Raw genomic sequence first — 17,362 nt, 5'->3', positions numbered from 1 at the left:
GGCCCGTCAGAGGCGGTCGAGACGCTGCAGGATCGCGCCCTCGCGCAGGGCCCACGGACAGATCTCCACCTCGTCGACCCCGAGGGCCCGCATCGCCTCCTCGGCGACGACGGCCCCCGCCACGACCTGCAGCGCCCGCCCGGGCCCGATGCCCGGCAGCACCGTGCGGTCCGCCGACGACAGCTTCGCCAGCCGCGGCTGCCAGTCCGCCAGGTGCTCCTGACGCATCCGCCACCGGTCCCCCGTGCCCAGCACCTGCCGCGGCATCCCCGCCAGCCGGGCCAACGACCGGAACGTCTTCGACGTCGCCACCGCATGATCCGGCGTCGGGGCCTTGCGCACCGGACCCACCGCGTCCTTGAGCACCTTGCGGGCGTGCTTGCGCAGGCGCTCCACGTCGCCCGGCTTCGGCGGGTCGTCCTCGAAGAGGTACTCCCGCGTCATCCGACCCGCCCCCAGCGGCACCGACAGCGCCACGTCCGGCGACTCGTCCACCCCCGTCGCGATCTCCAGCGACCCGCCGCCGATGTCCAGCAGCAGCAACCGCCCGGCGCCCCAGCCGTACCAGCGACGCGCCGCCAGGAACGTCAGCCGCGCCTCCTCCGGCCCGGCGAGCACCTCGATCGGGGCGCCGATGCGCCCCGACAGGTCCGCGATCAGCTCGCGCCCGTTGCGCGCGTCGCGCAGCGCCGACGTCGCCAGCGCCATGACGCTCTCGATCCGGTGCTCCCGGCCCACGGCCGCCGCAGCCTCCACCGCGCGGCGCAGCGCCTTGACCCCGGCCTTCGAGATGCCGCCGTCCGGTTCCAGGTACTGCATGAGCCGCACCGTCGTCTTCTGGCTCGCCTGGGGCACCGGGCGGGCACCCGGACGGGCCTCCATGACGAGCAGGTGGACGGTGTTGGAGCCGATGTCGATCACGCCGAGTCGCATGCTGGAGCCTTTCTGTGCGTCGGCCGCTGCCGGACGCGCGACGGGTCTCGTCCGCGGTCGCGTTCACGCGCCCTGGGGGCGCTCCACTTCGGGGGTGACGACCGCGGACGAGACCCGTCGCGCGTCCAGCAGGGTGTTGCTCAGGTCAGGACAGCGCCTTGGCCTTCAGCGACTCGAACTCCTCGGCGGAGATGGTGCCCTCGTCGAGCAGCTTCTTGGCCGAGGCGATCTGGTCGGCCGGCGAGTGCGGCGTGGCCACCGACTTGATGTAGTCGTCCGTGGCGGTCTTGGCGTCCTTCGCCGCTGCGAGGTTGCGCTCCGCCATCCCGCGCCCGCGGGCGATCAGGTAGATCAGGGCGGTGACCAGCGGGATGAAGATCAGGAAGACGACCCACAGCGCCTTCCACCAGCCGGAGAGCTGGTGGTCCCGGAACAGGTCCGTGAGGATCTGGAACAGGACGATGAGGTAGGCCATGAACAGGAAGATCCAGAGCAGGAACCAGATGTAGTCCCAGAAGCTGTCCATCGTCGTGTGGTCCTTCCGCGCGAAGAGTGAAGACTGTGAGGAGACCGGAGATCTCGGCCTCCCGACGGCAGGCTACACACGCGCGCCCGTTCTGGCGCGACAAAGGAGAACCAACCGGACAGACCGGGCGGGTGGTTTCTCGTGTCCTCGGTCTCAGTCGACCGGTTCGGTCACCCGCAGGCTCCGTTCGGCGCCGGCGACGACGGCGGCCTCGGCCGCGCGCGCCTCGGCCAGCGCCGCGGCACGCACCTCGACGATGCGGTGGTGCAGGGCGCTGTGCGCGCGCCGTCGCGCGTCCCGGGCGATCTTCTCCAGGTCGTCCTCGGAGGGTTCGGCGCCCAGCGGCGCGAGCTCGGCGGCGAGCCGGGCCGTGGCGTCGGCGGCCTCCGCGGCGACCGTCCGCTCGGCGTCGTCGAACAGCGCGACGACGGCGGCGTCCGCGGCACGGCCGAGCCGGGTCTCCTCGAACCGCGTGGCGGCGTCGGCGACGATCCGGCGGGCGTGCTCGACGACGGCGTGCTCGGTGGCCGGGGCGTTCGCCTTGAGGGTGGACAGGTCGTAGAGCAGCACGCCCTCGACGTCGGCGACCTGCGGGTCGACGTCGCGGTGCAAGGCCAGGTCGAGGATCACCAGCGCGTCCGACTCCGGCTCGTCGCCCGCGCGGTCCGCGGCCCGCTCCCGGGCGCGGGCCACGGCCGCGACGTCGAGCACGTACTCCAGCGACGCCTCGGCGCCCGGTGCCGGAGCCGCACCGCCGCGACCGCGTGCCCCCGAGCAGGAGACCACCAGGTCGGCCTCAGCCAGGGCGGACACGAGCGACTCGGTGTCCGCGCCCACCGCGACGACGTCGTGGGAGGCGGCGAACTCCGCGGCGCGGCCGGAGCGGGAGTACACCCGCACGTCGGCGCACCCGCGGGCGCGCAGCGCCGCCACGGACGCCCCGGCGTAGGCGCCGGTGCCGACGATGACGGCCCGGGCCGCGGGGTAGGGGCGCAGCACCGCCCCGGCGAGGTCGAGGCCGAGCGCGACGAGCGAACGGCCGGTCCCCCCGAGCGCGGTGTGGTGCCCGACCTGCTTGGACGTGCGCGAGGCGGTCTGGAAGAGCAGCTCGAGCGTCTTGGAGGTGGTGTCCTGGTCCCGCGCCACGACCAGCGAGCGCTTGACCTGGCCGGCGATCTCCCGCTCGCCCACGACCATCGAGTCGAGGCCGGACGCGACGGCGAACAGGTGCGCGGCGACGTCCGACCCGGTGCGCACCGCGAACGAGGCGGCGGCGGTCTCGGTGCTCACCCCGGACGCCTCGGCGACGAGGGCCGCGACGTGCCGGGTGGCGTGCCGCACCACGTCGCCGTCGAGCGGTGCGTCGACGTCGAGGTACAGCTCGAACCGGTTGCAGGTGGAGATGACGACGGCGCCCTGCACGGGGCGGCAGGAGCCCACGACGGTACGGCCCACGGACTCCGAGCCGGTCGACAGGCGCTCCAGCGCGTCGAGGTCCAGCTCGCGGTGGGATGCGGTGAGGGAGATCAGAACCACAGTGCCCCCCACTTTATGATCCTGGCCCCCTCGGGGCAGAATCGTGGACCGTGACATCCCCCACGGCGAACGTCAGCAACCTTCCCGGCTCCCACCCCCTGGTCGACGGGCGTACGACGACGTCCCCGCTGGTCAGCGCCCTGCGCGGCGACCGGCCCGACCGCACCCCGGTCTGGTTCATGCGGCAGGCGGGCCGCAGCCTGCCCGAGTACCGCGAGGTGCGACAGGGTGTCGGGATGCTCGAGTCCTGCCTGCGTCCCGAGCTCGCCGCGGAGATCACGCTGCAGCCCGTGCGCCGCCACGGCGTCGACGCGGCGATCTTCTTCAGCGACATCGTCGTCCCCCTGAAGCTGGCCGGCGTCGGCGTGGAGATCGTCTCCGGCGTCGGCCCGGTCATGGACCGCCCCTACCGCACGGCGGCCGACGTCGACGAGATGGTCTCGCGGGACGTGGACGACGCGGCGCTCGCACCGATCGCCGAGGCCGTCGCCCGGACCGTCGCCGGCCTGGCCGAGGAGACGGACGGGACGCCGCTGATCGGGTTCGGCGGGGCGCCCTTCACGCTCGCCGCCTACCTCGTCGAGGGCCGGCCGTCGCGCGACCACCTCGCCGCGCGCACCCTCATGCACGCCGACCCCGAGTCGTGGCGGCGCCTGACCGAGTGGACCGCGGACCTGACCGGACGGTTCCTGCGCACCCAGGTGCTCGCCGGCGCCAGCGCTGTCCAGCTCTTCGACTCCTGGGCCGGCTCGCTGTCGCTGGCCGACTACACGACGCACGTGGCGCCGTCGTCCACCCGCGCGCTGCGGCACGTGGCGGACCTGCGGGTGCCCGACGCCGGCACCGACGGCCCGCTCGGCGTGCCCGGCATCCACTTCGGCACCGGCACCGGCCACCTGCTCGAGGCGCTGCGCGACGTCCTCACGGACGCCGGCCTGACGCACCGCACCGTCGGCATCGACTACCGCACGCCCCTGGACGAGGCCGCAGCCCTGCTCGGGGGCGACGTCCCGGTGCAGGGCAACCTCGATCCCGCGCTGCTCGGCGCCCCGCGAGAAGCGCTGGAGGCCCACGTGCGCGACGTCGTCGACCGCGGCCGCGCCGCCCCCGCCCACGTCGTCAACCTCGGCCACGGCGTGCCGCCGTCCACGGACCCGGACGTGCTCACCCGCGTCGTCGAGCTCGTGCACGCGCTGTGAGCCAGCGCGTCGACGCCGTCGTCGTCGGGGGCGGGATCGGCGGGCTCGTCGCGGCCCGCACGCTCATCGACCGCGGCCTGCAGACCGTCGTGCTGGAGGCCTCCACCCGGCTGGGCGGGCCGGTCCGGGGCGGGTCGTTCGAGTCGCTGCCGCGCGTGCCGCTCGACCTGGGCGCCGAGTCGTTCGCCGCGCGGGGCGGCGCCGTGACCGAGCTCGCGGACGAGCTGGGCCTCGACGTCGTCGCACCCGCCGGCCTGCCCGCCTGGGGGTACGCGGCCGGGCGTGCCTTCCCGCTGCCGGCCGCCGGGGTGCTGGGCATCCCGGCCGTGCCCTGGGCACCGGACGTGCGCCGGGCGATCGGCTGGCCCGGGGTCGCCCGGGCGGCGCTGGACCGGGTCCTGCCCCGCCAGGTGGGCGCCCGGGCCGAGGACCTCGGCTCCCTGGTGCGCGCCCGCCTCGGCGCCCGCGTCACCGACCGGCTCGTCGCCCCGGTCGCCGCGGGCGTGCACTCCGCCCCGCTGGAGCGGCTCGCCGTCTCCACCGTCGCCCCCGGGCTGCTGGACCGGTTCGCCGTGGAGGGTTCGCTGACGCGGGCCGTCGGCGCCCTGCGCGCCGCGGTCCCGGCCGGGTCCGCGGTGCGCGGCATCGACGGCGGTATCCACACCCTCGTCGAGGCCCTCGCCGGCGAGATCGCCGCGAGCGCCGAGGACTGGACGGACTCGCCCACCACGGACGCCACGGGCCCCATCCACACGGCGTTGCGGCTCGGGCACGAGGTGGTCGAGATCGAGCGGTCCGACGACGGCGACTGGGTCGTGCGCACGCGGGCCACGTCGGCGGGGGTGCGGGGCGGTCGCGGGTCGGTGCACACCACGGTGGCTCCCCGGCTGGTGGTGACCACCCCGGCGGTGGCGCCGCTGCTGGAGCCGTGGACCGGCGTCGTCCCGCGCCCGGAGGCCGGCGCGGACGTGCACCTGGTGACGCTGCTGCTGGAGGCTCCGGAGCTCGACGCGGCGCCGCGCGGGTCGGGGATGCTGGTGGCTCCCGCGTCCGACTCGTCCCAGGTGCGGGCCAAGGCGCTGACGCACGCGACGGCGAAGTGGCCGTGGCTGGCCGACCGGGTGCGCGCGGCGGCCGGCGAGGGTTTCCACGTGGTGCGGCTGAGCTACGGGCGGCTCGGGGAGCCCACCGTGGCCCCGGACGCGGACGAGGCGGCCCGGGACGCCTCCGGGCTGCTGGGGGTGCCGCTGACCGACCGGGTCGTGGACCACCTGGTCCAGCGGTGGGACGGTGCCCTGCCTCCCCCGACGCCCGCCTACCGGGCCGACGTCGCCGCGCTGAGCGCCGCCGTCGGGCGCACCCCGGGCCTGGCGACGACGGGCGGCTGGGTGGCCGGCACGGGGCTGGCCGCGATCGTGGGGCACGCCCAGGCGGCGGTCGAGGGGCTGTAGGCGGCGCCCCTCCCCGTCCCCCCGCGCGGTCGTACCTTCCGTCTCGCGGTCGTACGCGCCGGGTACGACCGCGGCACGGAAGGTACGACCGCGCGGCGGTGGCCGGCGTCTCCGGCGGCGGGGATCGGCGTCTATCGGACGACGCCGCGGGCCAGGTAGACCGTGTTGGTGGAGGTCCCGCCGGTGACCGGGTTGTCGAACGGCACCACGTGCGCCCGCTGCTCGGTGAACACCTGTCCGAGCGTCGCCTCGAACCCCTGGCCCGGCGGGTCGTCGGACCACAGCGCGAACGCGCCGCCCGGCTCCAGGTGCGCGGCCGCCGCGCGCAACCCCGCCGCGGTGTAGAAGTCGGCGTGGCTCGGGTGCAGCACGTGCTGCGGCGTGTGGTCGATGTCGAGCAGGATCGCGTCGTAGCGTTCCCGCGGCGCCGCACCCATGCGGACGAAGAAGTCGTCCTGCACGAGCCGGCAGCGCGGGTCGGTGGCGAGCCCTGCCGTCTCGGGCAGCAGCTCGCGCCGGTGCCAGTCCAGGACGGGACCGGAGTACTCGACCACCGTCAGGTCGGCGACCCGCGGGTCCGCGAGCGCCGCGTGCGCGGTGTAGCCGAGGCCCAGGCCGCCGACCAGCACCCGCAAGGCCGCGTCGGCGGGGGCGTCGAGGAGGTCGAGGGCGAGGGTGGCGAGCGCCCGCTCCGCCACCGTGAAGAGGCTCGACATGAGGTACTCGTCGCCGAGCCGGACCTCGTAGACGTCCTGGCGTGCGGCGGGGTCGTGCCGGCGGCGGAGGCTGATCTCGCCCATGGGGGTCGGCTGGAAGTCCAGTTCCTCGAAGCGCAGGGCCATCACTCGACCGGCTCCCCGCCGACCCAGCCGCGCTGGTCGATCACGGGCCGGTTGTGCGCGTAGTCCTCGTGCAGCATGGGCGAGGAGATCATCATGTCGGCCGTGGCGACGTTGCAGGCCATCGGCACGTTCCACACGGCGGCGAGCCGCAGCAGCGCCTTGACGTCGGGGTCGTGGGGCTGCGCCTCCAGCGGGTCCCAGAAGAAGATCAGCATGTCGATGGCGCCCTCGGCGATCTTGGCGCCGATCTGCTGGTCCCCGCCGACCGGCCCCGACAGGAGCCGGTGGACCGGCAGGCCCAGCTCGAACTCGAGCATGGTGCCGGTGGTGCCGGTGGCCCACAGGTGGTGCCCGGACAGCGTGCCGCGGTTGAACTCGGCCCAGCGCAGCAGCTCGACCTTCTTGTTGTCGTGCGCCACCAGGGCGATGCTGTGCCGGACGGCGTCCATGGGGCTCCCCTCACCCGGTCGTCGGGCGCGACCGGATGCTCTCATCGTGCCACCGGCTGCTGGGGGCCACCTGGACGACGGCGGGACGCGGGCACGACGGCGCCCGCCCGGTCCGTCGCGGGACCGGGCGGGCGTCGTCGGCGGTGATCAGTCGTCGAGGTCGATCGTGCGGGTGATCCGCTCGCCGTACCCGGACTTCGCGACGACCTTGATCCGGTGGTCGTCGTCGGCGCGGAACGTCTTGGTGACGGTGACGTTGCCGTACCTGTTCGCCCGCTTGGTGGCCGAGGCGACCTTCTTGCCGTCCCGGTAGTAGGACACGTTCCACCGGGCGTTCTTCTTCGGGCCGTTGACGCGCAGCTGGGCGGTGGCGCGGTCGTCGTCCCGCTCGGTCACGGAGTAGCCGTACCGGCTGCCCTTCGACCCCTTGCCGCTGCGGCACTCGAGGTCGTCGTCCAGCGCGATCGTGCGGACGATCTTCTGCCCCTTGGTGGTGGCGACGACGCGGTAGCGGTGGTCGTCGTCGCCGCGCACGGTCTTGGCGAAGGTCACGTCGCCCTTCTTGCCAGTGCGCTTCGAGGCCTGGTGGACCTTCGTGCCGTCGCGGTAGACCTTCACGGTCCACTTCTTGTTCTTGACTTTCGTGTCGATCGCCAGACGGGTGCGCATGCGGTCGTCGTCGCGCTCGGCGAGCGTGAGGCGGTACTGGGCGTTCTTGGTGCCGTAGCCCGAGCAGGTCACGCGGTCGTCGTCGTCCGCGTGCGCGGCGTTCGCGCCCACGCCGACGCTCGCCACCGCCAGGGCCAGCGCGGTGAGGGTTCCGAGGATGCGGTTCTTGAGCACGGTTGCTCCCGAGGACTCTTGCCGCGGGCGCCTGGTGCGCGGTGCGGCTGATGACGCTCACGCTAGGAAGCCGTGATGAGGTGCCCGTGAGGCGCCGATGAGAGTGCTCTCACGGCGCGTTCACGTCCCGTTCGCTGTGACGTCCGTCCGACGGCGGCACCCGGGTTGTCCCGCCCCCACCGGTCTGCGAGAGACTGGCCGGGTGAGCACCCCACCCCTGCGCCTCGGTACGCGTGCCAGCGCGCTGGCCACCACCCAGTCCGGGACCGTCGCGCGGCGCCTCGAGGAGCTGCTGGACCGGCCCGTCGAGCTTGTGCACATCACCTCCCAGGGCGACGCCGACCGCACCACCCCGCTCGCCTCCCTCGGCGGCGCCGGAGTGTTCGTCGCCGCGCTGCGCGAGGCGCTGCTCGACGATCGCTGCGACATCGCCGTGCACTCCCTCAAGGACCTGCCCACCGCGCAGCCCGACGAGCTGCGCATCGTCTCCCCCGAGCGCGAGGACCCCCGCGACGCGCTGTGCGCCCGCGACGGCCGCACCCTCGACACCCTGCCCCGCGGCGGTCGCGTCGGCACCGGGTCGCCGCGCCGTGCCGCCCAGCTGCGCGCCGCCCGCCCCGACCTCGACGTCGTCGACATCCGCGGCAACGTCGGCACCCGCCTCGCCCGGGCGCTCGGCGACGAGGCCGACCTCGACGCCGTCGTCCTCGCCTTCGCGGGCCTGGCGCGGCTCGAGCGGACCGACGTCGTCTCCGAGCTGCTCGACCCCCTCGTCGTCGCACCCGCCCCCGGCCAGGGCGCCCTCGCCGTCGAGGCGCGGACCGCCGACCTGACCGCCGACGCGGAGCTCGCCCGCGCGTTCGCCGCCCTCGACCACCGGCCCACCCGCCTGGCCGTCACCGCCGAACGCGCCGTCCTCGCCCGCCTCGAGGCCGGCTGCTCCGCCCCGATCGGCGCCTACGCCCGCCTCGAGGACGGTGCGCTGGCGCTCGCCGCCGTCGTCTCCCGCGTGGACGGCACCGAACAGCTCTCGCACACCGCCCGCGTCGAGATCGCCTCCCACGTGGCCGACGACGACGCCGACCCGGCCGCGTACGACCTCGGCGTGCGCGTCGCCGAACGGCTGCTCGCCGACGGCGCCGCGCGGCTGGCCGAGCTCACGGCCGCCCCGGCCCCCACGACCGCCGGGGCCGACCGCGTCCCCACGGGGACGGACGACCCGGAGGGTCCGTGACGGCGCTCGCCGGCACGTCCGTCCTGCTGCCTCGCGCACCTGAGCGTGCCGCGGGTCTGGCCGCGCTGCTGCGCGACGCCGGCGCCCGGGTGACGGTCGCGCCCGTCATCGAGCGGGCACCGGCCACCGACCAGGACGCGCTGGCCGACGCCGTCGCGCGGCTCCGCGCCGGGGAGTACGCCTGGACCGTGATCACGAGCGTCAACGCCGTGGACGCACTGGTCGGGACACCCGGCGCCGGCGCCTCGCCGCCCCTCGCCGACGTCCCCACCCGGTGGGCCGCCGTCGGACCGGCGACCGTCCGCGCCCTGCACGCCGTGGGCGTCGAGCCCGAGCTGGTGCCCGACGACGCCTCCGCGGCCGGGCTGGTCGCCGCGTTCGGCCGCCTGCCCGGGCCTGACGGCGAGAGGGTGCTGCTCCCGCTCGGCGACCTCGCCCGCCCGACCCTGCGCGACGGGCTCGCGGGGCTCGGCCGGCGACCCGACGTCGTCACCGCCTACCGCACGGTCCGCTCCGCGCTGCCCGCCGACGTCGTCGCCCGGCGCTACGATCTGGTGGTCGTCACCTCCGGTTCCGTGGCCCGTGAGATCGCCGACCAGCTCGGCACCGCGGCACCCGTCGTCGCCATCGGACGGCCGTCCGCGCAGGCCGCCCGCGAGGCCGGACTGACCGTCGCCACCGTCGCCACCACCCCGACCGACGACGGCCTGGCCGCCGCCGTCACCACCGCCCTGGAGCACAACCCATGAGCCTCACCGGTCCCGTCCACCGGCCGCGCCGGCTGCGCACGACGCCCCGCATGCGCCGCCTCGTCGCCGAGACCCGCCTGCACGCCGCCGACCTCGTGGTGCCGCTGTTCGTCAAGGAAGGCATCGACGAGCCCGTGCCGATCTCGTCGATGCCCGGCCAGGTGCAGCACACCGAGGCCACCCTCGCCGATGCCGTGACGGCGGCCGGACGGGCCGGCGTCGGGGGCGTCATGCTGTTCGGCATCCCCGCGGTGCGCGACGCCGAGGGCTCGGCCGGGACGGACCCCGACGGGATCCTGCAGCGCGGGCTGCGCACCGCGCGCGAGGCCGTCGCCGCCGTCGAGCGCGAGACCGGACGGCCCGGACCCGTCGTCATGGCCGACACCTGCCTCGACGAGTTCACCGACCACGGGCACTGCGGCGTCCTCGCCGCCGACGGCACCGTGGACAACGACGCCACGCTCGAGCGCTACGCCGCCATGGCCGTCGTCCAGGCCCGCGCAGGAGCCGAGGTGGTGGCGCCGTCCGGGATGATGGACGGTCAGGTCGCCGTGATCCGCGAAGCCCTCGACGGCGCCGGGTTCACCGACGTGTCGATCCTGGCCTACAGCGCCAAGTACGCCTCGGCGTTCTACGGCCCGTTCCGCGAGGCCGTCGACTCGGCGCTTTCCGGCGACCGACGCACCTACCAGATGGACGCCGCGAACTCCCGCGAGGGACTGCGCGAGGCCGACCTGGACCTGGCCGAGGGCGCCGACGTCGTCATGGTCAAGCCGGCCGGCACCTCGCTGGACGTGCTGCGCGACGTCGCCGACCGCTCCGACGTGCCGGTCGCCGCCTACCAGGTCTCCGGCGAGTACGCGATGATCGAGGCCGCGGCCGCGAACGGCTGGATCGACCGCCGCGGCGCCGTCCTCGAGTCCGTGCTGGCGATCAAGCGCGCCGGCGCCGACCTGATCCTGACCTACTGGGCGCTCGAGATCGCCGACTGGCTCGGCTGACCGTTCCGCGCCCGCTCGCTGCCGCACCCCACGGAAGGACCACCATGACGGACACCGCAGGCTTCGGCCAGGTCGAGACCGCGCTGGTCGGGGCGACGCCCCCGGCCGACAACCACACCGCGTTCCTGCGCGCCCAGGACGCCATCCCCGGCGGCGTGAACTCGCCGGTGCGCGCCTACGGGTCCGTCGGCGGCGACCCCCGGTTCCTCACCTCCGCCCGCGGCCCGTACGTCACCGACGTGGCCGGGCGAGAGTACGTGGACCTGGTCGGGTCGTGGGGTCCGGCGCTGCTCGGCCACGCCCACCCCGAGGTGGTGGCGGCCGTGCAGGAGGCGGCCGCACGGGGTCTGTCCTTCGGGGCGCCGACGGTGGGCGAGGTCGAGCTCGCCGAGGAGGTCCGACGGCGCGTCCCGGCCGCCGAGCACGTGCGGCTCGTGTCCACGGGCACCGAGGCGACGATGACGGCCGTGCGGCTCGCCCGCGGCGTCACCGGTCGGCCGCTGGTCGTGAAGTTCGCCGGCTGCTACCACGGGCACGTCGACGGGCTGCTCGCCGAGGCCGGGTCCGGCGTCGCGACCCTGTCGATGCCCGGCTCCGCCGGCGTCACCGAGGCCTCCGCCGCCGAGACGCTCGTGCTGCCCTACAACGACCTGGCCGCCGTGGAGGCGGCGTTCGCGGAGCACGGCGACCGGATCGCGGCCGTGATCACCGAGGCCGCACCCGCCAACATGGGCGTCGTGCCGCCGTCGGACGGCTTCAACGCGGGGCTGCGGCGGCTGACGTCGCAGCACGGGGCGCTGCTGATCCTCGACGAGGTGCTCACCGGGTTCCGCGTCTCGGAGGCCGGGTACTGGGGCCTGGAGAACACCGGCCGCGCGGCCGACGCCCGCTGGACGCCGGACCTGTTCACGTTCGGCAAGGTGATCGGCGGCGGGATGCCCGTCGCCGCCCTCGGCGGTGCCGCCTCCGTGATGGACCACCTGGCGCCGTCCGGCCCCGTCTACCAGGCGGGCACCCTGTCGGGGAACCCGGTGGCCGTGGCCGCCGGGCTGGCGACGCTGCGCCTGGCCGACGAGATGGTCTACGACCACGTCGCCGCGGTCGCCACGACGGTGTCGGACGCGCTCGGGTCCGCGCTCGAGACCGCCGGCGTGCCGCACCGGGTGCAGCGCGTCGGGTCGCTGTTCTCCGTGTTCTTCGGCGAGGCCGCCGCCCGCGACGGCGTGCGCTCCTACGCCGACGCGCAGGCGCAGGACGTGTACCGCCACAAGCCGTTCTTCCACGCCATGCTCGACGCCGGCGTCAACCTCCCGCCGTCGCTGTTCGAGGCCTGGTTCTGCTCCGCAGCCCACGACGAGGACGCCGTCGGACGGATCCTCGAGGCGCTGCCCGCCGCCGCGCGGGCGGCCGCGGAGGCGACGCCGGACTGACGTCGTCGCGGCGCCGGACCGGCGTCGTCCTGTCCAGCGGGCGTCCGGTGGGACGACGGGCCGAGCGGCGTCCTCACGCCGCCCGGCCCGTACCGCTCACCGCGCGCCGACGCCGTCCCGGGCCGAGGCCGGCGTGGCCCGCTTCGTGCCCTCCACGACCAGACGCACCGATCCCGCCTTCGACCGCTTGAACGAGGTGGCGATCTCGCCACCCTGCCCGGTGGTCACGTGCTTGACCGTGCGCCAGCTCCCCGCGCCACGCGGGTCGAACTGCACGGCGACGCGCACACCCTTGCGGCCCTTCCACACGCCGTCGTCCGACGTCGCGGAGCGCCACACGTCCTCCTGCAGCGTGCCGCGGACCCGGACCACGGCGCGCGAAACCTTCGCGCGGTAGGCGTCGGCCCCCACGATCCGGCGCTCGTTGCGCAGGTGGACGGTGGTCAGGTGGTCGTCGAACGGGTACAGCCACGACTCGCCGTACACCGGCGTGAGCTCGGCCCCGACCGCCAGCCGCTGCGGCTCCAGGTGGTCGAACTTGCGGAACCTGATCGTCGTCTTCTTCGTCGTGGCGACCTTGCTCGAGAAGTCCGCCCAGGCCCACGACCAGGCTCCGTTGATCGACTCGGCCACGGCGGTGCCGCCGTCGGCCCACCACCCCGTGAACTCCCCCGGACCGGAGAAGCTGAGCTTCGCGGTCACCGGCACCTTGGTGAACCCGTCCCGGTTGATCGTGACGTACGTCGGCGTCGTCACCGTCATACGGACGGACCGCCCGTCACCGTCGGAGTCGGTCGTCGAGCCGCTCCCCGCCGCGGCCGGGGCTGCGATGCCCCCGACGGCCAGGACGGCGCCCACCAGGGACGCCAGGATCGTGCGCTTCATCGTGCTTCTCCTTCGTCGAACCGCTCGGCACAGCGCACGTGCGGCGGCTCAGAGTAGCGGCGCGAGAGGCCCTGGTGACCCCGGCAACCGGTTTTCACCCGCTGGCTCCATGATCCCGGTCGCCCTGGTCCGCGGCGTGTCGCTTCAGTACGTTGGGGACTTCTCGGATGAACTGAACGTGACATCGCACACGGAGAGGCAACCGACCATGAACAAGACCCAGCTCGCGGCCGACGTCGCGGCCCGCACCGGGAGCACCCCGACCGAGGCGCGCCGCCACGTCGACGCCGTCCTGAGCTCCATCGTCGAGAGCGTCGCCGACGGCGACCGCGTCTCCCTGGTCGGATTCGGCACGTTCACGGGCGCCGAGCGACCCGCCCGCACCGCGCGCAACCCGCAGACCGGCGCCTCGGTGGAGGTCCCCGCCGCCGTCGTGCCGCGCTTCCGTGCCGGCACCGGCTTCCGGACGCGGGTGTCCGAGTCGGGCAACGCCACCCCGGCCGCCGCGTCCCCCTCGCCGGCCACGCGGTCGACGTCGAAGGCTGCCGCGAAGTCGGCCTCGAAGGCGAAGGACGAGAAGTCCGGCAAGAAGAAGGACTCCAAGAAGGACTCGAAGAAGAAGTCCAAGAAGGGCAAGAAGTCCAAGAAGAAGTGACGCCCGGCCCGCAAAGCGCTCGCAGCGAGCCCCGGACCCACCACGGGTCCGGGGCTCGCCGCGTCCCGGGCACGACGCACACCTGTTGACGCCATACCCCTTGGGGGTATGCTGAAGCCATGACCGACACCGCAGCACCCGAGCACGCAGCCGCCGGCGAGCACGACGGCCCGCACGGCTACGCCTCGGACAAGGCCGCCTACCTCAAGCGGATGCGCCGCATCGAGGGGCAGGTGCGCGGCATCGCCCGCATGATCGACGAGGACGTGTACTGCATCGACGTCCTCACCCAGGTCTCCGCGGTCACCAAGGCGCTGCAGTCGGTCAGCCTCGCCCTCGTCGAGGACCACCTGGGCCACTGCGTCGTCGACGCCGCCCGCGAGTCCGACGAGGCCGGCGCCGCCAAGGTCAAGGAGGCGACCGCCGCCATCGGTCGCCTCGTCCGCAGCTGAACACCCGACATACGAGGAGCACCATGAGCACCGTCACCACCCTGGGCGTCACCGGCATGACCTGCGCCAACTGCGTCGCCCACGTCACCGAGGAGCTCGAGTCGGTGGACGGCGTCGAGCACGTCAGCACCGTCCTGAACGAGGGCGGGGAGTCGGAGGTCACCGTGTTCTCCGACGAGCCGGTCGCCGAGGACGCCCTGCGTGCCGCCGTCGACGAGGCCGGTGACTACGCCGTCGCCTCCGTCGACGTCCAGACCGACGCCCTCGCCGCGCAGCAGGCCGAGCAAGCACCCGGCAAGCAGGACGCGCACGACGCCGCCGCCCGCACCTACGGCCAGCACTGACCGCACGCCCGGGCACCGGGCCATCCCGCGGGCCGCCTGCCGGACCGTCGCACCGCGACGCAGGCAGCCCGCGCCGCACCCCACCCCACCGGGACCGGGTGCCCCACCGCGACGACCGCCACCCCGGACCTGTCGCGGGTGATGTCCGCACCCTTGGAGTCACCCATGACACAGACACCCGAATCGCTCACCACGACCCCCGACGCGCAGGCCCCGATCGCGGAGGTCGACCTCGCCGTCACCGGCATGACCTGCGCCTCCTGCGTCGCCCGCGTCGAGAAGCGGATCGGCCGCCTCGAGGGCGCCACCGCCACGGTCAACCTCCCCCTCGAGACCGCCCGCGTCACCCTGACCTCCCCCGTCAGCGAGGACGCCCTGCTCGACGCCGTCGCCGGCGCCGGGTACAGCGCCCACGTCACCGGCCGCCGCGACCTGGCGCCCCACCCCGCCGGGGACGACGATGGCACGCCGGGAGCGCCGTCGTCCCGCGCCCCGCACGACGACCGGGGTGACGGGGTGCCGTCGGCGCACGAGACCCCCGCACACGAGCACACCGAGTACCGCGGCGACGACCTTCGCCGCCGCCTGCGCGTCGCCGCCGTGCTGACCGTGCCCGTGGTGGCGCTGTCGATGCTTCCCGCCTGGCAGTTCCCCGGCTGGCAGTGGGTGGTCGCCGCTCTCGCCCTGCCGGTGGTCACCTGGGGCGCCTGGCCCTTCCACCGGGCTGCCGCCCGCGCGGCCCGGCACGGCTCCTCGACCATGGACACGCTCGTCTCGATCGGGGTCGCGGCCGCGACGCTGTGGTCGCTGTGGGCCCTGCTCCTCGGCGGGGCCGGCGAGCTCGGCATGACCATGGACGCCTCGCTGCTGCCCTCGCGCGAGCACACCGGACCGCCGGAGCTGTACTTCGAGGTCGCGGCCGTGGTCACCACGTTCCTGCTGGCCGGCCGCTACGCCGAGCACCGGTCCAGGCGACGCGCCGGCGACGCCCTGCGATCCCTGCTGCAGATGGGCGCCAAGGACGCCGAACGGGTGGTCTTGGACGACGGCGGCACCCCGGTCGGCGGGCCCGACGGCCCCGTCACCGAGCGGGTCGCCGTGGCCGCCCTGCGCGTCGGCGACCTGTTCACCGTGCGGCCCGGGGAGAAGGTCGCCACCGACGGCGAGGTCGTCGACGGCGCCTCCGCGATCGACACGTCCCTGCTCACCGGGGAGCCGGTGCCGGTGGACGTCTCCCACGGCGACACCGTCACGGGAGCGACCGTCAACACCTCCGGGCACCTCGTGGTCCGCGCGTCCCGGGTCGGCGAGGAGACCACCCTCGCCCAGATGGGCCGGCTGGTCGCCGAGGCCCAGACCGGCAAGGCGCCCGTCCAGCGGCTCGCGGACCGGATCTCCGCCGTGTTCGTGCCGATCGTGCTCGTGCTCGCCGTCCTGACGCTGGCCGGCTGGCTCGTGGCCGGCGCGGACCTGCAGTTCGCGTTCACCGCGGCCGTCGCGGTGCTCATCATCGCCTGCCCGTGCGCGCTGGGGCTCGCCACCCCGACGGCGCTGCTCGTCGGCACCGGCCGGGGCGCCCAGCTCGGCGTGCTCATCAAGGGCCCGGAGATCCTGGAGTCCACGCGCCGCGTCGACACGGTGGTTCTGGACAAGACCGGGACCGTCACGGCCGGCGCGATGGCGCTGGAGCAGTTGGTGCCGGCGTCGGGCGTCGACGCCGACGAGGCGCTGCGGTACGCGTCCGCCGTCGAGGCCCGCAGCGAGCACCCGGTCGCCCGCGCGATCGCCGCGGCCGCCGGCCGCCACCGCGCCGACCTCCAGCCCGCCGACCTCCAGCCTGCCGATGGCTACGATCCGTTGCAGTACGAGGCTGGGAGTGCAACAGATCGTAGCCGTCGGCCCGACGGGGCGGCCGGCGCCGGGGCGGCCGGCGCCGGGGCGGAGGCTGCCGGGGCGGAGGCTGCCGGGGCGGGGGCCGACGGCGTCACGATCGGCGCGCTGCAGGTGTTCGACTTCCGCTCGACGCCGGGTGGCGGCGTCGAGGCCGTGGTCCGGGCCGCGCACTCGGGGCTCGGGAGCACCGAGGCCGACGCACGCGGCGCGGCCGGGATCAACGGGCTCGGAAGCCGCCGGGTCGTCGTCGGCCGCACGGGCTGGCTCGACGAGGCCGGGGTGCGGGTCCCGGACGAGGTGCGTACCGCCGTCGAGCGGGCCGAGGACGACGGGGCGACCGCCGTCGTCGTCGCCTGGGACGGCACGGCACGGGCCGCGCTCGTGCTGCGCGACCCGGTGAAGCCGACGTCGGCCACCGCGGTGCGCGAGCTGCGGGACCTCGGGCTGGAGCCGGTGCTGCTCACCGGGGACGCCGAGGGCGCGGCGCGCGCCGCGGCGCGGGAGGTCGAGATCGACCGCGTGATCGCCCGCGTGCTGCCGCAGGACAAGGCGGCCGTGATCTCCGGGCTGCAGTCGCAGGGGCGCACCGTGGCGATGGTGGGCGACGGCGTGAACGACGCCGCGGCGCTGGCCACCGCCGACCTGGGGCTGGCGATGGGCACTGGCACCGACGTGGCGATCGAGGCGAGCGACATCACGCTCGTGCGGGGCGACCTGCGGGCGGCCGCGACCGCCGTGCGGCTGTCCCGGCGCACCCTGCGGATCATCAAGCAGAACCTGTTCTGGGCGTTCGCCTACAACGTCGCCGCGATCCCGCTGGCGGCGGCGGGTCTGCTGAACCCGATGATCGCGGGCGCGGCGATGGCGGCGTCGTCGGTCATCGTGGTGGGCAACTCCCTGCGGCTGCGCCGCGCCGCCTGATCCGGATCCGGCCCACCCC

17 protein-coding genes are annotated in these 17,362 nt (G+C 74.9%); 10 read left to right on the top strand and 7 right to left on the bottom strand.

Translation table 11 applies throughout. From position 1 onward, the window contains the following. Positions 1 to 6 precede the first annotated feature (6 nt). From HDG68_RS15340 to HDG68_RS15330, 3 genes are all read right to left on the bottom strand, one after another. Entirely contained in the window at positions 7 to 933 is a 927-nt protein-coding gene (locus tag HDG68_RS15340; RefSeq protein ID WP_172153522.1) for a Ppx/GppA phosphatase family protein, read from the bottom strand. Between the two features lie 145 nt (positions 934 to 1,078). Then, a complete protein-coding gene (locus HDG68_RS15335) occupies positions 1,079 to 1,459 on the bottom strand; it encodes an SHOCT domain-containing protein (protein WP_172153521.1) in 381 nt (126 codons plus the stop codon). 153 nt (positions 1,460 to 1,612) lie between these two features. Continuing rightward, on the bottom strand, positions 1,613 to 2,995 hold the full coding sequence (locus HDG68_RS15330; RefSeq protein WP_172153520.1) for a glutamyl-tRNA reductase: 1,383 nt from the start codon (positions 2,993 to 2,995) through the stop codon (positions 1,613 to 1,615). 50 nt (positions 2,996 to 3,045) lie between these two features. Here HDG68_RS15330 and hemE point away from each other — a divergent pair, with 50 nt between their 5' ends. Then, positions 3,046 to 4,194, top strand: coding sequence for a uroporphyrinogen decarboxylase (gene hemE, locus HDG68_RS15325; protein WP_172153519.1), 1,149 nt, complete (start codon positions 3,046 to 3,048; stop codon positions 4,192 to 4,194). Then, positions 4,191 to 5,645 carry an FAD-dependent oxidoreductase gene (locus tag HDG68_RS15320; RefSeq protein ID WP_172153518.1) on the top strand — a complete coding sequence of 485 codons (1,455 nt, stop codon included), beginning with the start codon at positions 4,191 to 4,193 and terminating at the stop codon, positions 5,643 to 5,645. The genes hemE and HDG68_RS15320 overlap by 4 nt, the downstream gene beginning before the upstream one ends. 131 nt (positions 5,646 to 5,776) lie before the next feature. Here the strand turns inward: HDG68_RS15320 and HDG68_RS15315 are convergent, their stop codons facing one another. The 3 genes from HDG68_RS15315 to HDG68_RS15305 all read right to left on the bottom strand — a co-directional run bounded on the left by HDG68_RS15315 (position 5,777) and on the right by HDG68_RS15305 (position 7,779). Further along, the gene (locus HDG68_RS15315) at positions 5,777 to 6,487 is read right to left on the bottom strand and encodes a spermidine synthase (protein WP_172153517.1); all 711 of its coding nucleotides are present in this window, start codon (positions 6,485 to 6,487) and stop codon (positions 5,777 to 5,779) included. After that, the gene (locus tag HDG68_RS15310; protein ID WP_172153516.1) at positions 6,487 to 6,936 is read right to left on the bottom strand and encodes a methylglyoxal synthase; all 450 of its coding nucleotides are present in this window, start codon (positions 6,934 to 6,936) and stop codon (positions 6,487 to 6,489) included. Before HDG68_RS15310 ends, HDG68_RS15315 begins: the two co-directional genes overlap by 1 nt. 147 nt (positions 6,937 to 7,083) lie before the next feature. Further along, positions 7,084 to 7,779: a hypothetical protein gene (locus HDG68_RS15305; protein WP_172153515.1), complete on the bottom strand. Its 696-nt coding sequence runs from the start codon at positions 7,777 to 7,779 to the stop codon at positions 7,084 to 7,086. 202 nt (positions 7,780 to 7,981) lie between these two features. On the opposite strand from HDG68_RS15305, the gene hemC reads away from it, so the two are divergent. Genes hemC through hemL form a run of 4 tightly spaced genes read left to right on the top strand, consistent with a single transcriptional unit; the run spans position 7,982 to position 12,193 of the window. After that, positions 7,982 to 9,013, top strand: coding sequence for a hydroxymethylbilane synthase (gene hemC, locus HDG68_RS15300; RefSeq protein ID WP_343037613.1), 1,032 nt, complete (start codon positions 7,982 to 7,984; stop codon positions 9,011 to 9,013). After that, positions 9,010 to 9,762, top strand: coding sequence for a uroporphyrinogen-III synthase (locus HDG68_RS15295; RefSeq protein ID WP_172153513.1), 753 nt, complete (start codon positions 9,010 to 9,012; stop codon positions 9,760 to 9,762). The genes hemC and HDG68_RS15295 overlap by 4 nt, the downstream gene beginning before the upstream one ends. Next, positions 9,759 to 10,763: a porphobilinogen synthase gene (gene hemB / locus HDG68_RS15290; protein WP_172153512.1), complete on the top strand. Its 1,005-nt coding sequence runs from the start codon at positions 9,759 to 9,761 to the stop codon at positions 10,761 to 10,763. Before HDG68_RS15295 ends, hemB begins: the two co-directional genes overlap by 4 nt. 44 nt (positions 10,764 to 10,807) lie before the next feature. Beyond that, entirely contained in the window at positions 10,808 to 12,193 is a 1,386-nt protein-coding gene (gene hemL / locus HDG68_RS15285; protein WP_172153511.1) for a glutamate-1-semialdehyde 2,1-aminomutase, read from the top strand. A 96-nt stretch (positions 12,194 to 12,289) separates the two neighbouring features. On the opposite strand, the gene HDG68_RS15280 is transcribed toward hemL, so the two are convergent. Then, complete coding sequence (locus HDG68_RS15280) at positions 12,290 to 13,078, bottom strand: hypothetical protein (protein ID WP_172153510.1); 789 nt, start codon at positions 13,076 to 13,078, stop codon at positions 12,290 to 12,292. 208 nt (positions 13,079 to 13,286) lie between these two features. On the opposite strand from HDG68_RS15280, the gene HDG68_RS17440 reads away from it, so the two are divergent. The 4 genes from HDG68_RS17440 (at position 13,287) to HDG68_RS15260 (ending at position 17,343) form a co-directional block, all read left to right on the top strand. Continuing rightward, entirely contained in the window at positions 13,287 to 13,733 is a 447-nt protein-coding gene (locus HDG68_RS17440) for an HU family DNA-binding protein (RefSeq protein WP_172153509.1), read from the top strand. 119 nt (positions 13,734 to 13,852) lie between these two features. Continuing rightward, complete coding sequence (locus HDG68_RS15270; RefSeq protein ID WP_172153508.1) at positions 13,853 to 14,185, top strand: metal-sensitive transcriptional regulator; 333 nt, start codon at positions 13,853 to 13,855, stop codon at positions 14,183 to 14,185. 23 nt (positions 14,186 to 14,208) lie between these two features. After that, complete coding sequence (locus HDG68_RS15265) at positions 14,209 to 14,529, top strand: heavy-metal-associated domain-containing protein (protein ID WP_172153507.1); 321 nt, start codon at positions 14,209 to 14,211, stop codon at positions 14,527 to 14,529. A 165-nt stretch (positions 14,530 to 14,694) separates the two neighbouring features. Beyond that, entirely contained in the window at positions 14,695 to 17,343 is a 2,649-nt protein-coding gene (locus HDG68_RS15260; RefSeq protein WP_172153506.1) for a heavy metal translocating P-type ATPase, read from the top strand. Positions 17,344 to 17,362 lie beyond the last annotated feature (19 nt).

Source organism: Isoptericola chiayiensis, assembly GCF_013149805.1.
Classification (GTDB): Bacteria; Actinomycetota; Actinomycetes; order Actinomycetales; family Cellulomonadaceae; genus Isoptericola; species Isoptericola chiayiensis.
This window is presented reverse-complemented; position numbering and strand designations above follow the sequence as displayed.

Bases quoted from the DNA above. Each gene is read 5' to 3' on its own strand.
- HDG68_RS15340 (WP_172153522.1), bottom strand. From the start codon at position 933: ATGCGACTCGGCGTGATCGACATCGGCTCCAACACCGTCCACCTGCTC.
- HDG68_RS15335 (WP_172153521.1), bottom strand. From the start codon at position 1,459: ATGGACAGCTTCTGGGACTACATCTGGTTCCTGCTCTGGATCTTCCTG.
- HDG68_RS15315 (WP_172153517.1), bottom strand. From the start codon at position 6,487: ATGGCCCTGCGCTTCGAGGAACTGGACTTCCAGCCGACCCCCATGGGC.
- HDG68_RS15310 (WP_172153516.1), bottom strand. From the start codon at position 6,936: ATGGACGCCGTCCGGCACAGCATCGCCCTGGTGGCGCACGACAACAAG.
- hemB (WP_172153512.1), top strand. From the start codon at position 9,759: ATGAGCCTCACCGGTCCCGTCCACCGGCCGCGCCGGCTGCGCACGACG.
- hemL (WP_172153511.1), top strand. From the start codon at position 10,808: ATGACGGACACCGCAGGCTTCGGCCAGGTCGAGACCGCGCTGGTCGGG.
- HDG68_RS15280 (WP_172153510.1), bottom strand. From the start codon at position 13,078: ATGAAGCGCACGATCCTGGCGTCCCTGGTGGGCGCCGTCCTGGCCGTC.
- HDG68_RS17440 (WP_172153509.1), top strand. From the start codon at position 13,287: ATGAACAAGACCCAGCTCGCGGCCGACGTCGCGGCCCGCACCGGGAGC.
- HDG68_RS15270 (WP_172153508.1), top strand. From the start codon at position 13,853: ATGACCGACACCGCAGCACCCGAGCACGCAGCCGCCGGCGAGCACGAC.
- HDG68_RS15265 (WP_172153507.1), top strand. From the start codon at position 14,209: ATGAGCACCGTCACCACCCTGGGCGTCACCGGCATGACCTGCGCCAAC.
- HDG68_RS15260 (WP_172153506.1), top strand. From the start codon at position 14,695: ATGACACAGACACCCGAATCGCTCACCACGACCCCCGACGCGCAGGCC.